Annotated in this window: 19 protein-coding genes and 1 other annotated feature; of the genes, 17 read left to right on the top strand and 2 right to left on the bottom strand. The window is 29.7% G+C overall.

Going from position 1 to position 18,165, the window contains the following annotated elements:
- Positions 1–218: 218 nt before the first annotated feature.
- The 6 genes from BN350_RS19635 to BN350_RS16625 all read left to right on the top strand — a co-directional run bounded on the left by BN350_RS19635 (position 219) and on the right by BN350_RS16625 (position 5,022).
- On the top strand, positions 219–845 hold the full coding sequence (locus BN350_RS19635) for a hypothetical protein (protein ID WP_049945604.1): 627 nt from the start codon (positions 219–221) through the stop codon (positions 843–845).
- Between the two features lie 275 nt (positions 846–1,120).
- Positions 1,121–2,671 carry an AAA family ATPase gene (locus tag BN350_RS16645; RefSeq protein WP_049945603.1) on the top strand — a complete coding sequence of 517 codons (1,551 nt, stop codon included), beginning with the start codon at positions 1,121–1,123 and terminating at the stop codon, positions 2,669–2,671.
- A gap of 70 nt (positions 2,672–2,741) precedes the next feature.
- The gene (locus BN350_RS16640) at positions 2,742–3,530 is read left to right on the top strand and encodes a MurR/RpiR family transcriptional regulator (RefSeq protein ID WP_028044607.1); all 789 of its coding nucleotides are present in this window, start codon (positions 2,742–2,744) and stop codon (positions 3,528–3,530) included.
- Entirely contained in the window at positions 3,496–4,275 is a 780-nt protein-coding gene (locus BN350_RS16635) for a MurR/RpiR family transcriptional regulator (protein WP_028044606.1), read from the top strand. Before BN350_RS16640 ends, BN350_RS16635 begins: the two co-directional genes overlap by 35 nt.
- Before the next feature lie 44 nt (positions 4,276–4,319).
- Complete coding sequence (locus BN350_RS16630) at positions 4,320–4,697, top strand: RidA family protein (RefSeq protein ID WP_028044605.1); 378 nt, start codon at positions 4,320–4,322, stop codon at positions 4,695–4,697.
- Positions 4,666–5,022: a hypothetical protein gene (locus BN350_RS16625; RefSeq protein WP_028044604.1), complete on the top strand. Its 357-nt coding sequence runs from the start codon at positions 4,666–4,668 to the stop codon at positions 5,020–5,022. Before BN350_RS16630 ends, BN350_RS16625 begins: the two co-directional genes overlap by 32 nt.
- A gap of 14 nt (positions 5,023–5,036) precedes the next feature.
- Here the strand turns inward: BN350_RS16625 and BN350_RS16620 are convergent, their stop codons facing one another.
- Positions 5,037–5,873, bottom strand: coding sequence for an undecaprenyl-diphosphate phosphatase (locus tag BN350_RS16620; protein WP_028044603.1), 837 nt, complete (start codon positions 5,871–5,873; stop codon positions 5,037–5,039).
- Between the two features lie 146 nt (positions 5,874–6,019).
- Here BN350_RS16620 and BN350_RS16615 point away from each other — a divergent pair, with 146 nt between their 5' ends.
- Positions 6,020–6,586, top strand: a complete 567-nt coding sequence (locus BN350_RS16615) for a hypothetical protein (protein ID WP_028044602.1) — start codon at positions 6,020–6,022, stop codon at positions 6,584–6,586.
- Positions 6,587–6,729: 143 nt separating this feature from the next.
- Positions 6,730–7,479: an alpha/beta fold hydrolase gene (locus BN350_RS16610; protein ID WP_028044601.1), complete on the top strand. Its 750-nt coding sequence runs from the start codon at positions 6,730–6,732 to the stop codon at positions 7,477–7,479.
- A 28-nt stretch (positions 7,480–7,507) separates the two neighbouring features.
- Here BN350_RS16610 and trpS read toward each other — a convergent pair whose 3' ends face one another.
- Positions 7,508–8,497 carry a tryptophan--tRNA ligase gene (gene trpS / locus BN350_RS16605; RefSeq protein WP_028044600.1) on the bottom strand — a complete coding sequence of 330 codons (990 nt, stop codon included), beginning with the start codon at positions 8,495–8,497 and terminating at the stop codon, positions 7,508–7,510.
- Between the two features lie 33 nt (positions 8,498–8,530).
- Positions 8,531–8,732 (bottom strand) — a binding site (T-box leader).
- 101 nt (positions 8,733–8,833) lie between these two features.
- Here trpS and spx point away from each other — a divergent pair.
- The 9 genes from spx to BN350_RS16560 all read left to right on the top strand — a co-directional run bounded on the left by spx (position 8,834) and on the right by BN350_RS16560 (position 18,130).
- On the top strand, positions 8,834–9,295 hold the full coding sequence (spx, locus tag BN350_RS16600) for a transcriptional regulator Spx (RefSeq protein WP_028044599.1): 462 nt from the start codon (positions 8,834–8,836) through the stop codon (positions 9,293–9,295).
- A gap of 478 nt (positions 9,296–9,773) precedes the next feature.
- On the top strand, positions 9,774–11,708 hold the full coding sequence (locus tag BN350_RS16595) for a BglG family transcription antiterminator (protein ID WP_028044598.1): 1,935 nt from the start codon (positions 9,774–9,776) through the stop codon (positions 11,706–11,708).
- Positions 11,689–12,291 carry an RDD family protein gene (locus BN350_RS16590; protein WP_028044597.1) on the top strand — a complete coding sequence of 201 codons (603 nt, stop codon included), beginning with the start codon at positions 11,689–11,691 and terminating at the stop codon, positions 12,289–12,291. The genes BN350_RS16595 and BN350_RS16590 overlap by 20 nt, the downstream gene beginning before the upstream one ends.
- An 89-nt stretch (positions 12,292–12,380) precedes the next feature.
- Positions 12,381–13,745, top strand: a complete 1,365-nt coding sequence (locus BN350_RS16585) for a PTS sugar transporter subunit IIC (RefSeq protein WP_028044596.1) — start codon at positions 12,381–12,383, stop codon at positions 13,743–13,745.
- A gap of 255 nt (positions 13,746–14,000) precedes the next feature.
- Entirely contained in the window at positions 14,001–14,963 is a 963-nt protein-coding gene (locus tag BN350_RS16580) for a S66 family peptidase (RefSeq protein WP_028044595.1), read from the top strand.
- A gap of 65 nt (positions 14,964–15,028) precedes the next feature.
- Entirely contained in the window at positions 15,029–15,382 is a 354-nt protein-coding gene (locus BN350_RS16575) for a PTS sugar transporter subunit IIB (RefSeq protein ID WP_028044594.1), read from the top strand.
- Complete coding sequence (locus tag BN350_RS16570; RefSeq protein ID WP_028044593.1) at positions 15,360–15,881, top strand: GrdB-related putative oxidoreductase; 522 nt, start codon at positions 15,360–15,362, stop codon at positions 15,879–15,881. The genes BN350_RS16575 and BN350_RS16570 overlap by 23 nt, the downstream gene beginning before the upstream one ends.
- A gap of 93 nt (positions 15,882–15,974) precedes the next feature.
- Positions 15,975–17,027, top strand: a complete 1,053-nt coding sequence (locus BN350_RS16565) for a M42 family metallopeptidase (protein WP_028044592.1) — start codon at positions 15,975–15,977, stop codon at positions 17,025–17,027.
- A gap of 11 nt (positions 17,028–17,038) precedes the next feature.
- Positions 17,039–18,130 (top strand): M42 family metallopeptidase, encoded by a 1,092-nt coding sequence (locus BN350_RS16560; RefSeq protein WP_028044591.1) that lies wholly within the window; start codon positions 17,039–17,041, stop codon positions 18,128–18,130.
- Positions 18,131–18,165: the final 35 nt, after the last annotated feature.

Below are 18,165 nucleotides of genomic sequence, written 5' to 3'. Positions count from 1 at the left end.
GAAACGAATTATAGCATAAATATGTGCTTTTTCAAACCCTTTTGTTTAAAATTGAGTGTTTTCATAGAATTATGAAATATGAATGATATCTACTTCATCACTTACTTTATTTTATAACAAATAATTCTTGATGTGAACTTTAAAAACATAATTTATAGTTCATTAATTATATTTTAATAGATTTATAAAATGTGATTTAGCGGTCTTTACCATGACATATGAATAGCCAAATTGTTAAAGAAATAGATTATGTCATGTTTATACATCTATCAAGAAGATTTGATGATGATAATAATGGATATAGTCTTGATTATGTGCTGACTCATGAAACATCATTATCTAAATATTTAAAGCAGTATGGAATAACATTTCAATATGATGATTATATAAAGATGTATATTCATGATAAAGAAGTTGTTATTGAAGATGATTATTCTGGTAGAAATTTAAAACAAAGATTAGGATATACATTTAAAGATTATGCATTGAGTGGATTTGCCTTTTGTGAGAATATGACAAATAATGAGTATTATGAAATTGCAATTGGTGGACCTGAATTCTTTGGATATCTATATCCTTATTTTGATGATGATACAATGATTGATCAGTTTATCAATAAGAGCATATTCTATCAGTTTATTTATTTAGTTCCTATTGATGAAGTAGAATTTGATGGTTATGAAGAATTAGATAATAAAGATAAACAATATCATATGATTATCAAAACATTACAAAGACTTTATTTCTATAAATATGAACCTGATTTTGTTAATGAAATGAGTGTTATTATTAAATCAAAAAATAATATATCTGAAAAATATCTTATCAATAAAACTATGTTATAAAGGGCACTAAGTAAACCAACTTAGTGTCCTTTTTGCTTATTATGTTTTATATAAAAATCATATTAAAAGGTAAGTATTAAGAGCATTTACTTTTTTGAAAAGAGAGTCAGAACTTTTCAAAATTATTGATGTGTATGTCATGATAATGAATGTATAAATATATTGTGATAGATATCAGTATTAAACATGTTTTGACAAAATCATTCATATACAAATGTATTGATTCATAGTATAATTATTTTAGAAATCTAGGAAACGGACAAGAGGTGATGACAGTGAATTATTTAAATACGGGAAATTCTAGTATTGAATTTAAGCAGACAATTGATAATCCCAATTATGTTGATAAATCAATGTTAATCAATGGCATATCTCATAACATTAGAATAAGAGATAATAAATATATATGTATTACAAGACCTAGGCGATTTGGAAAAACAATCAATGCGAATATGTTAGCAGCTTATTATACAAAAGGATATGATAGTCATGAATTGTTTGATGATTTAAAGGTTGCTAAGACAGAAAATTATGAAAAGCATATGAATAAGTATAATGTGATTTATATTGATTTTAGTATCTTACCCGATCCATGTGATAGCTATCAACAATATATTTCATGGATTAAAAGTGCTTTAATTAATGATTTACAGGTAATGTATTATATTGATCATATTGATAATGCACCAATAAGTCATACTTTAATCCAGACAAATGATTCTTTCATCTTTGTTTTAGATGAATGGGATTCTATCTTTTATAAAGACTTTATGAGTGAAAAAGATAAGATGAACTATCTTCAATTCTTGAAAGGTTTATTAAAAGATCAGGCCTATGTTGATTTGGTCTATATGACAGGAGTTCTACCAATTGCTAAATATTCGAGTGGTTCTGAATTAAATATGTTTGATGAATTCAATTTTATGAATGATAATATCTATGATCAATATTTTGGATTTACAGAGGAAGAAGTAAAAAAACTTTGTCAAATACATTCAAAACCAACTTATGAAGAATTGCAGTACTGGTATAATGGATATTATTTAAGTAATGGAAATCATTTGTTTAATCCACGTTCAGTTAATAAGGCACTCATGAGAGGCATATGTCAGAATTATTGGACAGAAACAGGACCAATGAATGAAATTGCAGATTGCATTGAACATAATGTGGATGAAGTGAGAGAAGATATAGTCAATCTTGTTGCTGGTAATGCAATAGAAGTTCAGTTAGATGGTTATAGTGTTACACAATTACAATTAGATACACGAGATGAAATCTTATCAGCTATGGTTGTGTTTGGCTTCTTATCATATTATGATGGCTATTTGACAATTCCTAACTATGAATTGATGCAAAAGTATAACCGAGTGCTATCAAGAGAAAGTATGGGAGGAGTTAAGAAGATTGTTGATCAGTCTAAAGCGATGCTAGAGGCAACAATCAATCAGGACGAGGAAAAGGTTGCAGAGATATTAGAATCAGTCCATGATCAAGAAATTCCCTTCTTAAACTATAATGATGAAAATAGTTTATCTTGTGTTATTACACTATGTTACCTGTATGCAAGAAATGATTATGATATCACAAGAGAAGACAGAAGTGGAAAGGGTTATGTAGATTATTTATTCATACCAAAGAAAAAGCATAAACCAGCCATAGTATTAGAATTAAAATACAATAAAAGTGTAAAAGAAGCACTTGAACAGATTAAAAAAAAGAACTATATTGATAAAGTGAAAGATTATCAGGAAATCTTATTAGTAGGTATCAATTATGATGGGAAAAAGCACCATGAATGTATGATTGAAAAGATGACGAAGTAGGAAGTCTATTTCCTGCTTTTTCTTTATATTTAAAAATGATATAATGAGGGTACTTGAAAGGAGAGATATGATGCGTTTAGAAGAATTAATTAATAAAAATTATAATCATTTAAATGATAATGATTTATATATTTGGCAGTATATCTCTGCTCATCGTAAAGAATGTGAAAAGTTATCTATAGATGATTTAGCTTCTCGCTGTCATGTTTCTAGAACAACTATCATGCGTTTTGCACAAAGGTTAGGACTGAAAGGATATACTGAATTAAAAGTTTATTTAAGAATAGATAATCAAAAATATCAACAAAAGCAAACGGGTTTAGATTTAGTCTATCATACATATCGTAAATATATGGATACAATCAAAGAAAAAGATTTAACAAGGGTTATTGAACTTATCGCTCAATCTGAAAATGCATATGTTTATGGAACTGGAAGCATTCAAAATAATGTTGCTTCTGAAATCAAGAGATCTTTTTTAGAAGTAGGGAAGTTATTCTTTGCGATTAGATCTATGAATGAAACATATGCATTTGAAAGTATGATGACAAGTCATGATGTGATTATTATGATTTCTTATTCAGGAGAAAATAAAGAATTATTGGAGTTTGCGAAAAAATTAAAAACAAAAAGTGTTCCTATTATAGCAATTACAGCAACTAAAGATAATACATTATCACATATTGCGACTGAATCATTTTATGTTGATGTACCTAATATTTTAAATCCAATTGGTCCTCGTCATGAAGGATTGGTTAATTATTTTATTTTGATTGATTTTATTCTTGTGAAATATATCGATTATCATGAAAGGAAGTTAAGTAATGACATTAGAAGAACTCGTGAATTCTCATTATGAGCAGTTAAATGAAAATGATCTTTATATCTGGCAGTATATTTATCATCATAAACGTGAATGTCAAAAAATGTCTATTCAGGAACTTGCAAAAACGTGTAATGTTTCTCATACCAGTATTATTCGTTTCACTAAAAAGATAGGATTAGATGGTTATAGTGAATTAAAGGTTTACTTGAAATGGAGTCTAAATAAGCAATTTGATTTCGATAGTCAGATTATGCATAAGGTTACCAATGAATTAAAAGATACATTGGATATGATGGAAAATAAAGATCTTGACCATGTTCTTAAATTAATTGATGAATCAAGAAGAATATATATTTACAGTACTGGTGAAGTGCAATACCATGCTGCACAAGAATTTAATCGTGAATTTGCTTATCGTCATAAGATTATGCATGTGATCGAGGGAAGAACAGAATTAGATACAGTTTTGAATAATGCTTCACGAGATGATTTGTTTATTTTGATTTCATTATCTGGTGACAATGAAATGATTGTTATGCTTTCAAAAGTGTTAAAAAGAATGAAAATAAAGACAGTTGGAATCGGGATTGATAATAAAAATCTTTTATCTCAAAATGTTAATGAATACATTGGTTTTAAAACAAGTTATTTTCATACTGGTTTTCAAGATAAGAGTTATTGTTGTACAGGTCACTTCTTTTTAATTGTCAATATGTTATTTTTACGTTATTTGGAGTATTGTTCATTAAAGAGTGAAGAGATAATGGAATATATATGATATTTTTGTTATAATACTACTATATACAAGGAGGAATTATAAAAATGAAAAAAGTTGTAAAAACAGATAAGGCACCAGGTGCAATTGGTCCATATAGTCAAGGTGTTGATTTAGGAAACATTATTTTCTTTTCAGGGCAAATCCCATTAAATCCAAAAACTGGTGAAATGCCTGAAGGAATTGAAGCACAAACAAGACAATCATTAGAAAATGTTAAAGGTTTGTTAGAAAGTCAAGGACTTAGTTTTGCAGATGTTGTGAAAACAACAGTATTTTTAGACAATATGGATGACTTTGCAACAGTGAATGGTATTTATGCAGAATATTTTGTAGAGCCATATCCTGCGAGAAGTGCAGTAGAAGTTGCAAAACTTCCTAAAGGTGCACTTATTGAAGTCGAAGTTATTGTATCTAAGTCATAATGTTATTGTATTAGTTGAACGTTATGATGTTTATTTAAGGGTGTACTATGCTGATGGACATAGTGAAATAATCATTGAGAATATTCAAAGTTATATCATCAAAAATAAAGGTAAAATAGGCTATAAAAAGCCTATTTTAATCAATAGTCAATGGTTATATCCAACAATTAATCAAAAAAATGGTTATTGTTGTTGGATAGATTTGGAACAATTAGATGATTATAATGAATATTATATGAATCTACTTAAACAAAAATTAATTTATAAAAAAGCAGTTGCTATGTATCTTAAGCATAAAGAAAATAGTATGTTAAAAGATGGTTGAATTTCAACCATCTTTTAAAGTACGATTAATGCAAACAATCCCATTGCTAAACAATATACAGAAAAATAATTCATTTTATGTTTATTTAAAATACTAAATAATAATTGTAATGCTAAATAAGTCACAATACCACTAATTATAAAAGCAATCAAATATGGTAACCAAAGTGTAGACAAAGCAGGGGTTGCAAAATCTTTTATTTTAAGAATAATTGCCCCTAAACTTACTGGCATAAACATAAAGAAAGAAAAATCTCTTGCTGTCTTTTGCTCTAATCCACCTAACATACCACCTGTAATGGTTGAACCACTACGAGAAATACCTGGTAATAGAGCAACTAATTGAAAACATCCCATACGTAAAGCATCCCATAAGTTTAATTTTCTTTTTGTTCTTTTTCCTTTATAGCCATATTTATGAATAAGCATTAAAAAGACAGCAGTTATGAGTAGCGTACACCCAACTAGTTTGACATTAGAAAAAGCTTCTTCAATATAATCATTCAATAAAACACCACCAATGGCTGCAGGGATAGTTGCCACTATCAACAACATACAATAGCGAAAATCAGGTAGTACAGCATCTCTTTTCTCAGCTTTAAAAATATAGCTAAAGAAAGAAACAAACAGTCTTGCGATATCTTTACGGTAGTAAAACATAATCGCTAATAATGATCCAGTATTAACAAGAACTTCAAAAGTAATATCAGTTTTAGGAAAATTCCACCCAAAGTGTTCAAAGATATTTTTAAATATAACCAAATGTCCACTACTTGAAATAGGAATAGGTTCACTAAAGCCCTGTATTGCTCCTAAAATTCCATAAACAAGAATATTCTGTAATAACTCCATAAGATAACTCCTCTCATATTAATGCTTATAAAAGATATCATTTCTTAAAACTATTATATACGAAATTTATGAAAAAACCTAGAAAGATTTATATTTAATCATTTTTAAGGAATACTAAACATAAAATAGAAAACAGGGGGTTAAATATGTTTTTAGTTAATTTTGTATATGATGATGAGGAGTTACTTGAACCCTATGAATGGCAAGATGATGATTGTTATGAAGAGTTTTATTATTTACCAATTTATCGTGTGACTTTAGAACAATTACATGATTTTATTTATGCACAAATGTCTTTATCAAATAAAGAGGATAGTTGCTTTATAGTGGGTGATGGACATTATAGTGTTGTTATTGAGATAAAGGATCAAAGAATATCACGGAGAGGAACTGTATCTTATGTACAAAGAGATATGATTAATCATATTGTGATGTCATTAGGGTTTACTTATTTTGATTATCGTATTATAGAGGAAGCGTATGAAAAGGAGTTTGGTTTAACAAGAGAAGAGAGAATGAAGAAAATTTGTATAGAAGAAGTGATTGATGAAATATTTGTTGTTCACTATGAGTTGTTTTTAGAATTATGTGATCAATTAAATATTAAAGAAGAAGGACCTAGTGAACAATATTTAGCATTAAAACATAAAATTGATAAAGGCTATTCTTCATTGCATGAACTCTTATATAAAGAGTTAATTCAAAAAAGATAAGATATATAGAAATGAATTATATTCTATGTTATGATGTGAACAAAGAGGTGAATCATCATGGGGATCTGGATGCCATAACACTAAGCAGGACTTAAGTGTTATAAGTCCTGCTAATCAACAATTAAGATTAGGAGGACAAGAAAATGTCATATTTTCAATATCATAACAAATCAATATATTATCAAATTTTAGGCAGTGGACAGCCACTTATGTTTTTACATGGAGATACAGCATCATCAAAAATGTTTGAATTACTATTACCACTCTATCAGGATGATTTTCAAATGATTATGATAGATTTTCTAGGCAATGGCCAATCTGAAAGGGTTGAGCAATTTCCAATAGAATTATGGTATGATCAGGCATTGCAAACCATTGCATTAATAGAACATTTGGATTATCAAAATGTTCATTTAATTGGAACAAGTGGTGGTGCATGGTCAGCAATGAATGCTGCTTTAGAAAGACCAGATTTATTTGGAGCAGTGATTGCAGATAGTTTTGATGGAAGAAAGTTACATGATTATTTTTCTGAGGAATTAATACATGAACGTCAATTTGCAGTGAATGATCCTTTGGCTTGTCAATTTTATCAATGGTGTCAAGGAGATGATTGGCGTGATGTTGTTGAAGCGAACACACAATCATTATTGCAATTGGCTAAACTGCAAAAGCCGTTGTTTCATAAAAAACTGAGTTGCTTTAAAAATTCGTTATTGTTAACTGGAAGTTTTGAAGATAAAATGCTTAGATCTGATTTATATGAAGAATATCAGAAAATGATAAAAATCGTTGGACATGGTCAAATCTACATGTTCAAAATAGGAGAGCATCCTGCATTGTTATCACAAGCAGAGGAATTTGCTATGGTTGTTAAAAACTTTATCAAGTAAGAAAAAAGAAGATTTCATTGAAATCTTCTTATCTTTTTTTAATAGTAATACCAATTTTTCTTTCAACTTTAGCCAATTTCTTTCTAGCAATAGGTCTTGCTTTATTAGCACCTGCTTCTAAAATATCATCTAAATAACTTCCTGTTGTGATTTCTTTATAACGTGCTTGTATTTTTTCAAGTTCAGTACCTACAACTTCGGCAAGATCAGTTTTAAATTCACCATATCCTTTTCCATCATATTGTTTTACTAAATCATCAATAGAACGATTAGAAAGAATAGAATAGATTTCTAGTAAGTTAGATATACCTGGTTTGTTTTCTGGATCATAGTGAATATGTGCATCGCTATCAGTAACAGCGGATTTGATTTTCTTTTTAGAAATATTGATATCATCTAAAATATAAATCGTTCCTTTTCCAGCTTCATCAGACTTAGACATTTTCTTTGTTGGATTCTGTAAATCCATGATTCTTCCACCAACCTTAGCTATTAATGGTTCAGGTAGTTTAAATGTTTCGCTATAACGAGAATTGAATTTTTCAGCAATATCTCTACATAACTCAACATGCTGTCTTTGATCTTCTCCAACTGGCACATAGTCAGGATCATACATTAAGATATCAGCATTCATTAACGAAGGATAATTAAATATACCAGCTCCAATAACCTCGTTTTTAGCAACTTTATCTTTATATTGAGTCATACGTGATAATTCACCCATTGTTACCATACACCCTAAATACCAACCAAGTTGAGCATGTTCTAAAACATCAGATTGTAAAAATAAAGTCACTTTTTCTGGATCTAATCCAGCTGCAATATATAAAGCAATTAAATCTTTTGTGTTTTTTCTTAATTCAGCTGGTTCCTGATAAATGGTCATAGAATGAAGATTCGCAATAAAGATAAACATTTCATATTCATCCTGATAAGAAACAAAAGGTTTAATAGCTCCAATATAGTTTCCTAAAGTCACACGACCAGTTGGTTTAATTCCACTTAACATTCTTTTCATATCAATTTCCTCCTTAAATATAAAAACGCCCTCTAAAAGGACGTTATAAACGCGGTACCACCTTTATTCATATCATTTGATATGCTCTTTCATCTTAACGCGATTAACGATAAATGACTCATGCCATCTATAACTCCAGAATCCCAATTCATCTATAATAATGACTTGTTTCCATCAACCACAAGTTTTCTATCTGCATCTGTTATAAACTACTTCATTCCTTCTTTGTCTTAATGACATTATAGAATTGTTTCTATCAAAAATCAATAGAATATCAAAAAAGAATTTCATAAATGTAGAAAATGATGTATAATAGTAAGGCAAGGAGATGATGTTATGATTAGAATATATACCGCACCAAGCTGTGCCTCATGCCGAAAGGTCAAAGCCTGGCTAAAAGACCATCAAATTCCTTATGTAGAAAAGAATATTTTTTCAACATTATTAAGAGAAGCAGAATTAAGAGAACTTCTTGAAAGAAGTGAGAATGGTACTGATGATATTATTTCTAAAAGATCCAAGATCATTAAAGAAAATAAGGTTGATATTGACGATATGTCAGTGAATCAGTTGATTCATTTTATACAAGAAAATCCATCTATATTGAAAAGACCTATTATTATAGATGAAAGAAGATTTCAAGTTGGTTATAATGCAGAAGAAATTAGAGCTTTTATTCCTCGTGAATTAAGAAGACTTCAAGAATGTGATAATAGTGACTTCTGTCCACAATTTACTGATATAAAGAAAGAATATTATAAAGATCAAACAAAGGAATGCCCTGAAAAGTGTGATTAAGTCGTTAAAAGTGAAAATTTATTGTTTTACTCAATGGAGCTATATATGATAAGTTAATGTCATAATGGCTTTTTTTGTTAGAATAAATGTCCAGTCTCTAAACTTGTAGGTGTGAGTAGGAATTCGACTTCAATTCGATTGAGAAATTAAAGAATCTAGGATATAGTAAAAGAGGATATTGGAAAATAAATAAAAAGGTTAATAATCAATAGAAATGTTAGACAAAGAAATCATTCATACTATATGAAAATTGAACTATGGTGATAGTATAGGTAACACTTATATATCACTGTCGTTCTTTTTTTATGAGAGTATCATTTTAGAATGAAAAGTTCTTGACCTGATTTTCTTTTGTTTGTATATTCTATTAGGAAATAAATGTTAAAATTTAATAATTATTTCCTAATAGTTAGGAAATAAAGATAACAGAGAATAATAAAGAAAATTGTTATAATGAGTAGGAAAGTGAGGTATATATATGCTCAACAAAAGACAGGAACGCATTATATCTATCTTTTATGAGAATAAAGAATGGATTACAGGTAAGGAACTTGCAAGACTTATGAGTGTTTCAGATAGGACTATACGTTCAGATATTGATGCCATTAATAAACATTTTAAAGAGGAGTTGATTTTGTCTAATATTCGAACAGGTTATTTTCTTGATTTAGATAAATATAATCAAATCTATGTGGATGCTCAAGTTGATATTCCTCAAACACCAGCTCAAAGATGTACATATTTAATCCAACAATTGTTAATTCATGAAGATGGTGTGAATTTAACATTTTTACAAGAAGATATCTTTGTAAGTGGTTATTCGATTGAAAATGATATAAAGAAAGTCCGTAAGACATTAGAAAGATATCCTCATCTTAAACTTGTTCGTTCTAAGAATTATATCTATTTAAAAGGTGATGAAATAGAAAAAAGAAAATTATATAAAGAGTTATTATCTAATGAAACACAAGGTAATTTCTTGAATTTAAATAAATTAGCAATGTTTTATAAAGATTTTGATTTAATCAATGCGACAGATATACTTGTTGATGTATTAAAAGAAAATCAATATATCATTAAAGATACAATGTTTCCTATGCTCATTTTACATATTGGTATTAGTATTGAAAGAATGCTAAATTGTCGTTTTTATACAACAGAAAGAAAAAATGAAAAATTATTAAAGAGTATTGAATACAAAATTGCTAAAGAATATTTTGAAAGATTGAAACAAGATATTCCTATAGAAATTCATGAAGATGAAACATGTTTATTAGCTTTGCTATTTTCTAATAAGAGTGGACAATATCAACCTGATTATTTAGAAATAGAAGAGACTCATATTGATATGGATCAATTACTAGAAGAAGTCGTCACACCAATAGAAAAGAAATTACATGTACAATTTCATGAAGATGATGATTTTATGGCAGGGTTAAAGATGCATTTACAAGGACTTATAGATAGATATAAACATCATGTTAATGCTGATAATCTTTTTATTCATGATATTAAAAGAAATTATCCATTAGTCTTTGAGATGGGTGTCTCAGTAGGAAAAGCTTTAGAAGAAAGATTAAATATACAAATTAATGAATCAGAAATGGGTTTTATTGCATTACATTTTGGAGCAGCTTATGAAAGATTAAATAGAAATAGTAAATTTAAGGCAGTCATGATTATTCCTTATGATCAAAACTTTTCATCTTTAGGTCAAAAAAAGATTGAATCAACATTTGGAGAAAGACTTGAAATAGTAGAAACTTTGTCATTATTTGAAGAAGCCAAAGTCTTAGCTTTAAATCCCGATCTTTTAATCACAACAACACCTCTTTCTCATGAATTAGATATCTTAACAATTCAAGTTAGTATGTTTATTAATAATGAAGATGAATCAATGATTTTTCAGGCTTTATCAAAATTAGAAAAGAAAAGATTTCAAATTGTTTTTAATCAGAAGATTACACAATTAATAGATCCTAAATATTTTTATATGGATTTAGATAAAAAAACTTCACATGATGTTATTGAATATTTATGTGATCAGCTTTATGAAGGTGGAGTCGTCAATAAGTTTTTTAAAAAAGGTGTTCTCAAAAGAGAGGATATGTCGCCAACATCATTTGCTTATTCATTTGCAACACCACACTCATTTGGAGACTATGTGAATACACCAACATTATCTGTTGCAATCCTTAAAAATCCTATTGATTGGGGTTCATTTAAAGTGAAATTAGTGATATTGCTTGCAATCAATGAAGAAGATCATGATATTTTAAAAATGTTCTTTGATTGGTTGAGTCAAGCTATTGGTGAAGCTGGACATTTTTCAGATTTATTGGAATCAAAAAATTATAATGAATTTATTTGTAAAATCACAAAGGAGAAAACGCATGAAAAAACCTACAATTAATTATGCAGCATTAAATAATACAAGAATCATAGAATCAAATCCGACAACAGTAAATAACTTTAAACGCTTATTTGCTTATGTGATTGACTGGTACGCAGCAAGTATGCTGGCAGGAATTCCTGTTGTTTTCATTTATTCAATCTTTTTTCAAGATTTAGAAATTACTCAAAATATTACTTTATTACCTATGCCTTATAGTATTTTAGCAGGAATACTTGCGATTACTGTTTATCTTGCTTATTTTATCATTGTTCCACTCAAGATCTATCCAGGACAAACTTTTGCTAAAAAGATTATGAATATTAAAGTTGTAAAAAATGATGACAATGATGTTGATCTTAAAACTTTACTGAAACGTGAAGTCATTGGCGTTATGATTGTTGAAGGATATATTGCAGCAAGTTCTAGTTATTTTCATCAGATCATTAATATTTTGGTTGGTAAAGATTTGAATCATATTTATGTTTATCTATTTGGTATTATCACAGCGGTTTCTATGTTGTGGGCATGTGCATCACCACAAAGAAAGATGTTTCATGATTATATTGCAAAAACAAAATTAGTTATAACAGGAGAAGATTAAATATTTCCTATATGTTAGGAAAACTTTTTAGAAAAATAAGATATTGTTGATTGTTATAATGTAGACAGATTTGAAAAGGAGGAAAAAATATGTTTAACAAATTAGAAAGCGTATTAATGCCAATTGCTGATAAACTTGGTAAAAATAGAGTGTTAATCGCTATTCGTGATGGTTTCTTAATCACGACTCCATTATTGATTGTTGGATCAATCTTCTTGTTAATTGCTAACTTCCCAATTCCAGGCTGGGAAGATATGATGACAAGTGTATTTGGAGAAAACTGGGGAACTTGGTTTACAAATGTTTCAAGAGCAACATTTAATATGACTGGTCTACTGACTTGCGTTGGGACTGGTTATGCATTTGCAAGAGAATTAAAAGGAGATAAAATTCAAGGAGCAGTTGTTTCGTTAGTTGCTTTTGTTATTCTGACAAACACAAGAATTGGATCAATTCCAGGTGTCAGCTTGCTAAAAGGTAGTGATGCTGCTGAAAACGGAATTGATGGATTAGCATTTAGATATATTGGTGCTGATGGAATTTTTATGGGACTTGTGTGTGCTCTTATTTCTGTTTTAATCTTTACATGGGTTTATAAAAAGGGATGGACGATTAAGATGCCTAAAGGGGTACCTCCAGCAGTATGTGATTCATTTGCTGCATTAATACCAAGTGCATTCGTTATGACAATATTCTTCTTAGTACGTATTTTATTTGGTTTGACTTCGTTTGGAACAGCACATCAATTTGTATTGGAAATCTTACAAATACCACTTAAAGGATTAGGAGATACATTAGCTGCAAATGCTATTTATTCATTTGCATGTACATTCTTATGGTTTTTTGGTATTAATGGACCTGCAGTAGCAAACTCTGTATATTTTATTGGAAATGTCTTAACAATTGAACAACAAGTTGCATTTGAAGCAGGAAAAGCATTACCACATATCTTTACAAATCCATTCTCTAATTTCTTCTGTAATTTTGGAGGTGGAGGTTCTACTCTATCTTTGGTTATTGTGATGTTAGGATTTTGTAAATCTCAGCGTATTAAACAATTAGGAAAATTAAGTATTGTTCCAGGAATATTTGGTATCAATGAACCTATTATCTTTGGTTTACCAATTGTTTTAAATCCAATTATTGCTATACCATTTATCTTAGTACCAATGATGAACTTAGTTTTATCTTACTTAGCAACACTTTGGGAAATCATTCCAAGAACAACAGGAGTGAATCTACCATGGACAACGCCAATTGGTTTCTCTGGATGGTTATCAACAGGTTCGCCAATTGCTGCAATCTGGCAAATCTTCTTATTAGTCTTAGGCTGTCTTGTTTATTTCCCATTTATTAAGGCGTTAGATAAACAATATTTAAAAGAGGAATTAGAAGCAGAAGATGAGGATGATGAAGATATTTCATTTGATGATTTAGATCTTTCTGATTTATAATGACGGACATTTTGTCCGTTTTTCTATTTTCTTTTTATCATAAATACTGTTTTATTGAGGTGGAACTGTAAACATATCAATGGATTTATGATTGACTTAAGTTAAGAGTCAGTATGATATATTTCATGAATTAATTATTGTAAAATGATAATTTTTGGCGTTTCTTGAGGTTGCTAATTGTGATATAATGATGACATGAAAATTAATAAATATTTTTCTTATGTATCAAGAGAACTGTCGAAAAGGAGATTTCTTATGCTTAAAAAAGGTGATCTTATAAGAGTGATTGCGCCATCAATGAGTGCTGTACAATTAGGCGATTCAATGATTCTAGCAAGAGAAAAGTTAGAATCTTTAGGTTTTTTTGTGGATTATGGAAAACATTTTTATGAAAGCAATGAATTTCTAACAACCAGTATTCAAAATAGAAAAGAAGATTTAGAAAATGCATTTTTAGATTCTCATGTAAAAGTGATAATAACTGCAACAGGTGGTTTCCAAGTGAATCAAATTCTACCTTATCTTGATTATCATCTTATCAAAGAAAATCCTACAATTCTTTGTGGATATTCAGATATAACTGCTCTCCTCAATGCAATATATACAAAAACAGGAATGATAACATATTTAGGTTTGCATTATTCAAGTTTTGCTATGCAAAAGGGGTTTGAATATTCTTTAGAATCATTTCAAAAGGTTCTGATGGAAAATGACTGTACACTTAAAGCTTCAAAAGAATGGTCAGATGAAGCGTGGTATTTGGATCAAAATCATCGCCATTTTTATAAAAATAATGGCTGGAAAGTCTATCATGGAAAAAATGTTGAAGGGATTCTTATTGGAGGTAATTTAAATACATTTCAGCTTTTACAAGGAACAGAATATATGCCATCATTAGAAAATAAAATTATTTTAATTGAAGAGGATTGTGAAGTTGCAAAAGAATATAGTTTATTTGAATTTGATAGAAACTTAGAATCTTTAACACAATGTATAGGCTTTGATAAAGTGAAAGCATTATTAATAGGGAGAATGCAAAAAGGAAGTTTCATTACAGATGATAAATTATTAAAAATTTTAGAGTCTAAACAAGTTTTAAAACATATACCAATTATGTATAATATGGATTTTGGTCATACAACACCAATGATGACTTTACCAATTGGTGGAAGAGTTCAGGTTGATATGGAAAACAAACAACTCAGAATTCTTTCCTAGTGTTAGGAAAAGAATTTGAAATATAAAAAAAGAAATTGATTTATAATAAAGGAGAATAAGGAACGATGAAGAAGATATATTTATTATGTAGTCAGGGAATGTCAACAAGTATGCTGGCAAGTATGATGCAGGAATGTGCCAATAGGCATCAATTACCCATTGAGATTGTCGCTTATCCTCATGGAAAACTGCCAAGTGTGATAGAAAAGCAATCATTGCCTGATGCTATTCTTCTAGGGCCTCAAGTCAAATATTTGTTAGAAGAGACAAGACAGAGATTTAAAGATTTAAAGATTCCTATTATGATGATTTCACAAGAGGATTATGGAATGTTAAATAGTGATAAAGTCTTGAAGCAAGCTCTTTTAGCAATGAAAGAAAACAAGGAGAAGAAAGATGAAGGTATTGATGATATTTGATCAAACTCAAGCTGGTTTAGGCGGAAAAGAGAGTGCAGATTTAGCATTAGGTGGTAAAATGATAGCAATGGGATCTTGTAATATGTTTGAAAAACAGGTGAAAGATGCTGGTGGGAAAATTATTGGAACTTTATACTGTGGGAATGGAACATTTATGAATGATCCGGAAACTGTTTCTAAAAAGTTTGCAGCCATGGCGAAAAAGATTCAACCGGATGTTGTCATTTGTGGACCATGTTTCAATTATGGAGAATATGGTATCATGGCAGCTAAGACAGCATTAACAATTCAGGAACATACAAATATTCCAGCCTTTGCCATCATGTCACAAGAATGTGAAACAGCTATTGCTGATTATAAAGATAAGGTATATATTTTAAAAATGCCTAAAAAGGGTGGAACTGGTTTAAATCAGGCTCTATCGAATATGGTCACTCTCGCAAAACGATTAGTGAATAAAGAAGATGTGAGTGCGTTTGTAAAAGAACATGGTTATTAAAATCATGTTCTTTTTTTCCGTTTAATAGGAAAGAAACTTACATATGTGAGTAGCTATTTGGATTTATAATAGAGTATGAAAGGCAGGTATGTTATGGATAGTTTAAAATTAATGGAAGAAATGACACAAGTTGTAGGTATTGCAGGTGATGAAAGACGAGTATCTTTATTATTGAAATCTTATTTAGAGCCTTATTGTGATGAAATTGTTTATGATCACTTAGGAAGTCTTTTTGCAGTGAAAAAGAGTAAAAAAGAAAATGCACAAAGAGTTATGGTATGTGGTCATATGGATGAAGTCGGTTTAATGATTACAGAAATCACCAAAAATGGTTTATTGAAGTTTATCAAAATTGGTGGAATAGATAATCAGGTTTTATTATCTAGTCGTGTACGTGTATTGAAACAGGATGGAAATGAAGTTATTGGTATTATTGGCTGTTCATTAAAGGATATTGAGGCATGTGATGAAAAGAAGATGTTGATAGATATTGGCGCATCAGGACAAGAGGAAGTTGAAAACATGGGAATACATGTAGGAGATAGTGCTGTTCTTGATGGTTCTTTTACAATTTTCAATGAAAATCGTATTGTATCTAAAGCATGGGACAATCGTTATGGCTGTATCATGGCAATTGAAGTATTAAAGGCATTAAAAGATATTGAATTGGATTATGATTTGTATATTGGGGCAACTGTACAGGAAGAAGTAGGAATGCGTGGAGCAACGACAGCAACTGGTCTTATTCATCCTGATATGGGGATTGTGATGGATTGTTCATTTGCTGATGACTATCAAGGAAAAGACAATGAAATTGGTCAATTAGGAAAGGGAATTTTAATTCGTTATTATGATAAAGGGATGATGCCTAATCGTGCATTATTAAATTATCTTGTTGAAATTTGTCAGAAAAATGATATAGACTATCAATATTTCTATAATATGGGACAAACTGATTCAGCATGGATTCATAAATTATTTGCAGGATGTCCAACTTTGAGTACATGTATTTGTGCTAGAGGTGTTCATACTGGAAATTCTATGATTGATTTAAGAGATTATAATAGTGCTCAAAAAGCGATCATTCAAGTATTGACTTCACTTGATGAAAAGCAAATTCAAGCATTTAAAGAAGAAAATAGATAAGAGGCTATGATATGTTAAAGGAACCCTATGGAAAAATGAATCTTGATATGATTAAAGAAATGAGTGAGGCTCATGGAATATCAGGATGTGAAAAAGAAGTCAGTAGAATTATGAAAAAATACATGAAACCTATATGTGATGAAATCACATATGATAACTTAGGATCTATTATTGGTGTTAAAAAAGGTCATCATGGACCTAAGATTATGATTGCAGGTCATATGGATGAAGTTGGTTTCATGGTGAGAGAAATAGATGAAAATGGATTTATTAGACTTTTGCCTGTTGGTGGTTGGTGGGGACATGTTCTACCTTCACAAACATTCTATATTACAACAGCAAGTGGAAAAAGATATCATGGTGTGATTGGTAGTAGTGCACCACATGGACTCAAAAAAGAAGTCAAAGAAAAAGTTATCAAACCAATAGATTTATTCTTAGACTTAGGTGTTGATAACAGACAAGAAGTATTGGATTTAGGAATTCAAATTGGTGATATGATTACACCAGATACTCAGTTTGAAATCATGAATAATCCTAATTATTTAATGGGTAAAGCTTGGGATGATCGTTTATGTGCAGCAGCAGCTATTGAGGTTTTAGAACGTATATCCCATGATGATATAGAAGCTGATGTCTATGCTGTCGGAACTGTTCAGGAAGAAGTTGGATTAAGAGGAGCAAGAACTGCTGCCAATATGATTCATCCTGATGTTGCTATTGCTTTAGACGTGACAACAGCTATGGATACACCTGTAGATCAAGGACAAATAAAACTTGGTAAGGGAGTTGTCTTAAGTATTATGGATGCTGGAATCATTGGACATAAAGCGCTATTAAAAGAGATGGAGTCTATTTGTAAAGATCTTCATTTAGATATCAATTATGATATGATGACAGTAGGAGGAACAGATGCAGATAATATTCATAAAGCATATGATGGGGTTATTTGTATGACCTTAAGTATTCCTACACGTTATATGCATTCTCATCGCTTAATCATTCATCGTAAAGATTATGTACAAACTGTTGAAGCTATTGCTGAGTTATGTAGAAGATTAGACTGGAATAAATATAAACAATTCAATCATGGAATCGGATAAAGCACTTTGATGTGCTTTTTTCTATATATTCAATA

Origin of the sequence: Candidatus Stoquefichus massiliensis AP9 (genome assembly GCF_000455285.1) — a bacterium.
GTDB lineage: Bacteria > Bacillota_I > Bacilli_A > Erysipelotrichales > Coprobacillaceae > Stoquefichus > Stoquefichus massiliensis.
Note: the sequence above shows the minus strand (reverse complement) of the source record. Positions and strands in the feature narration are given on the sequence as shown.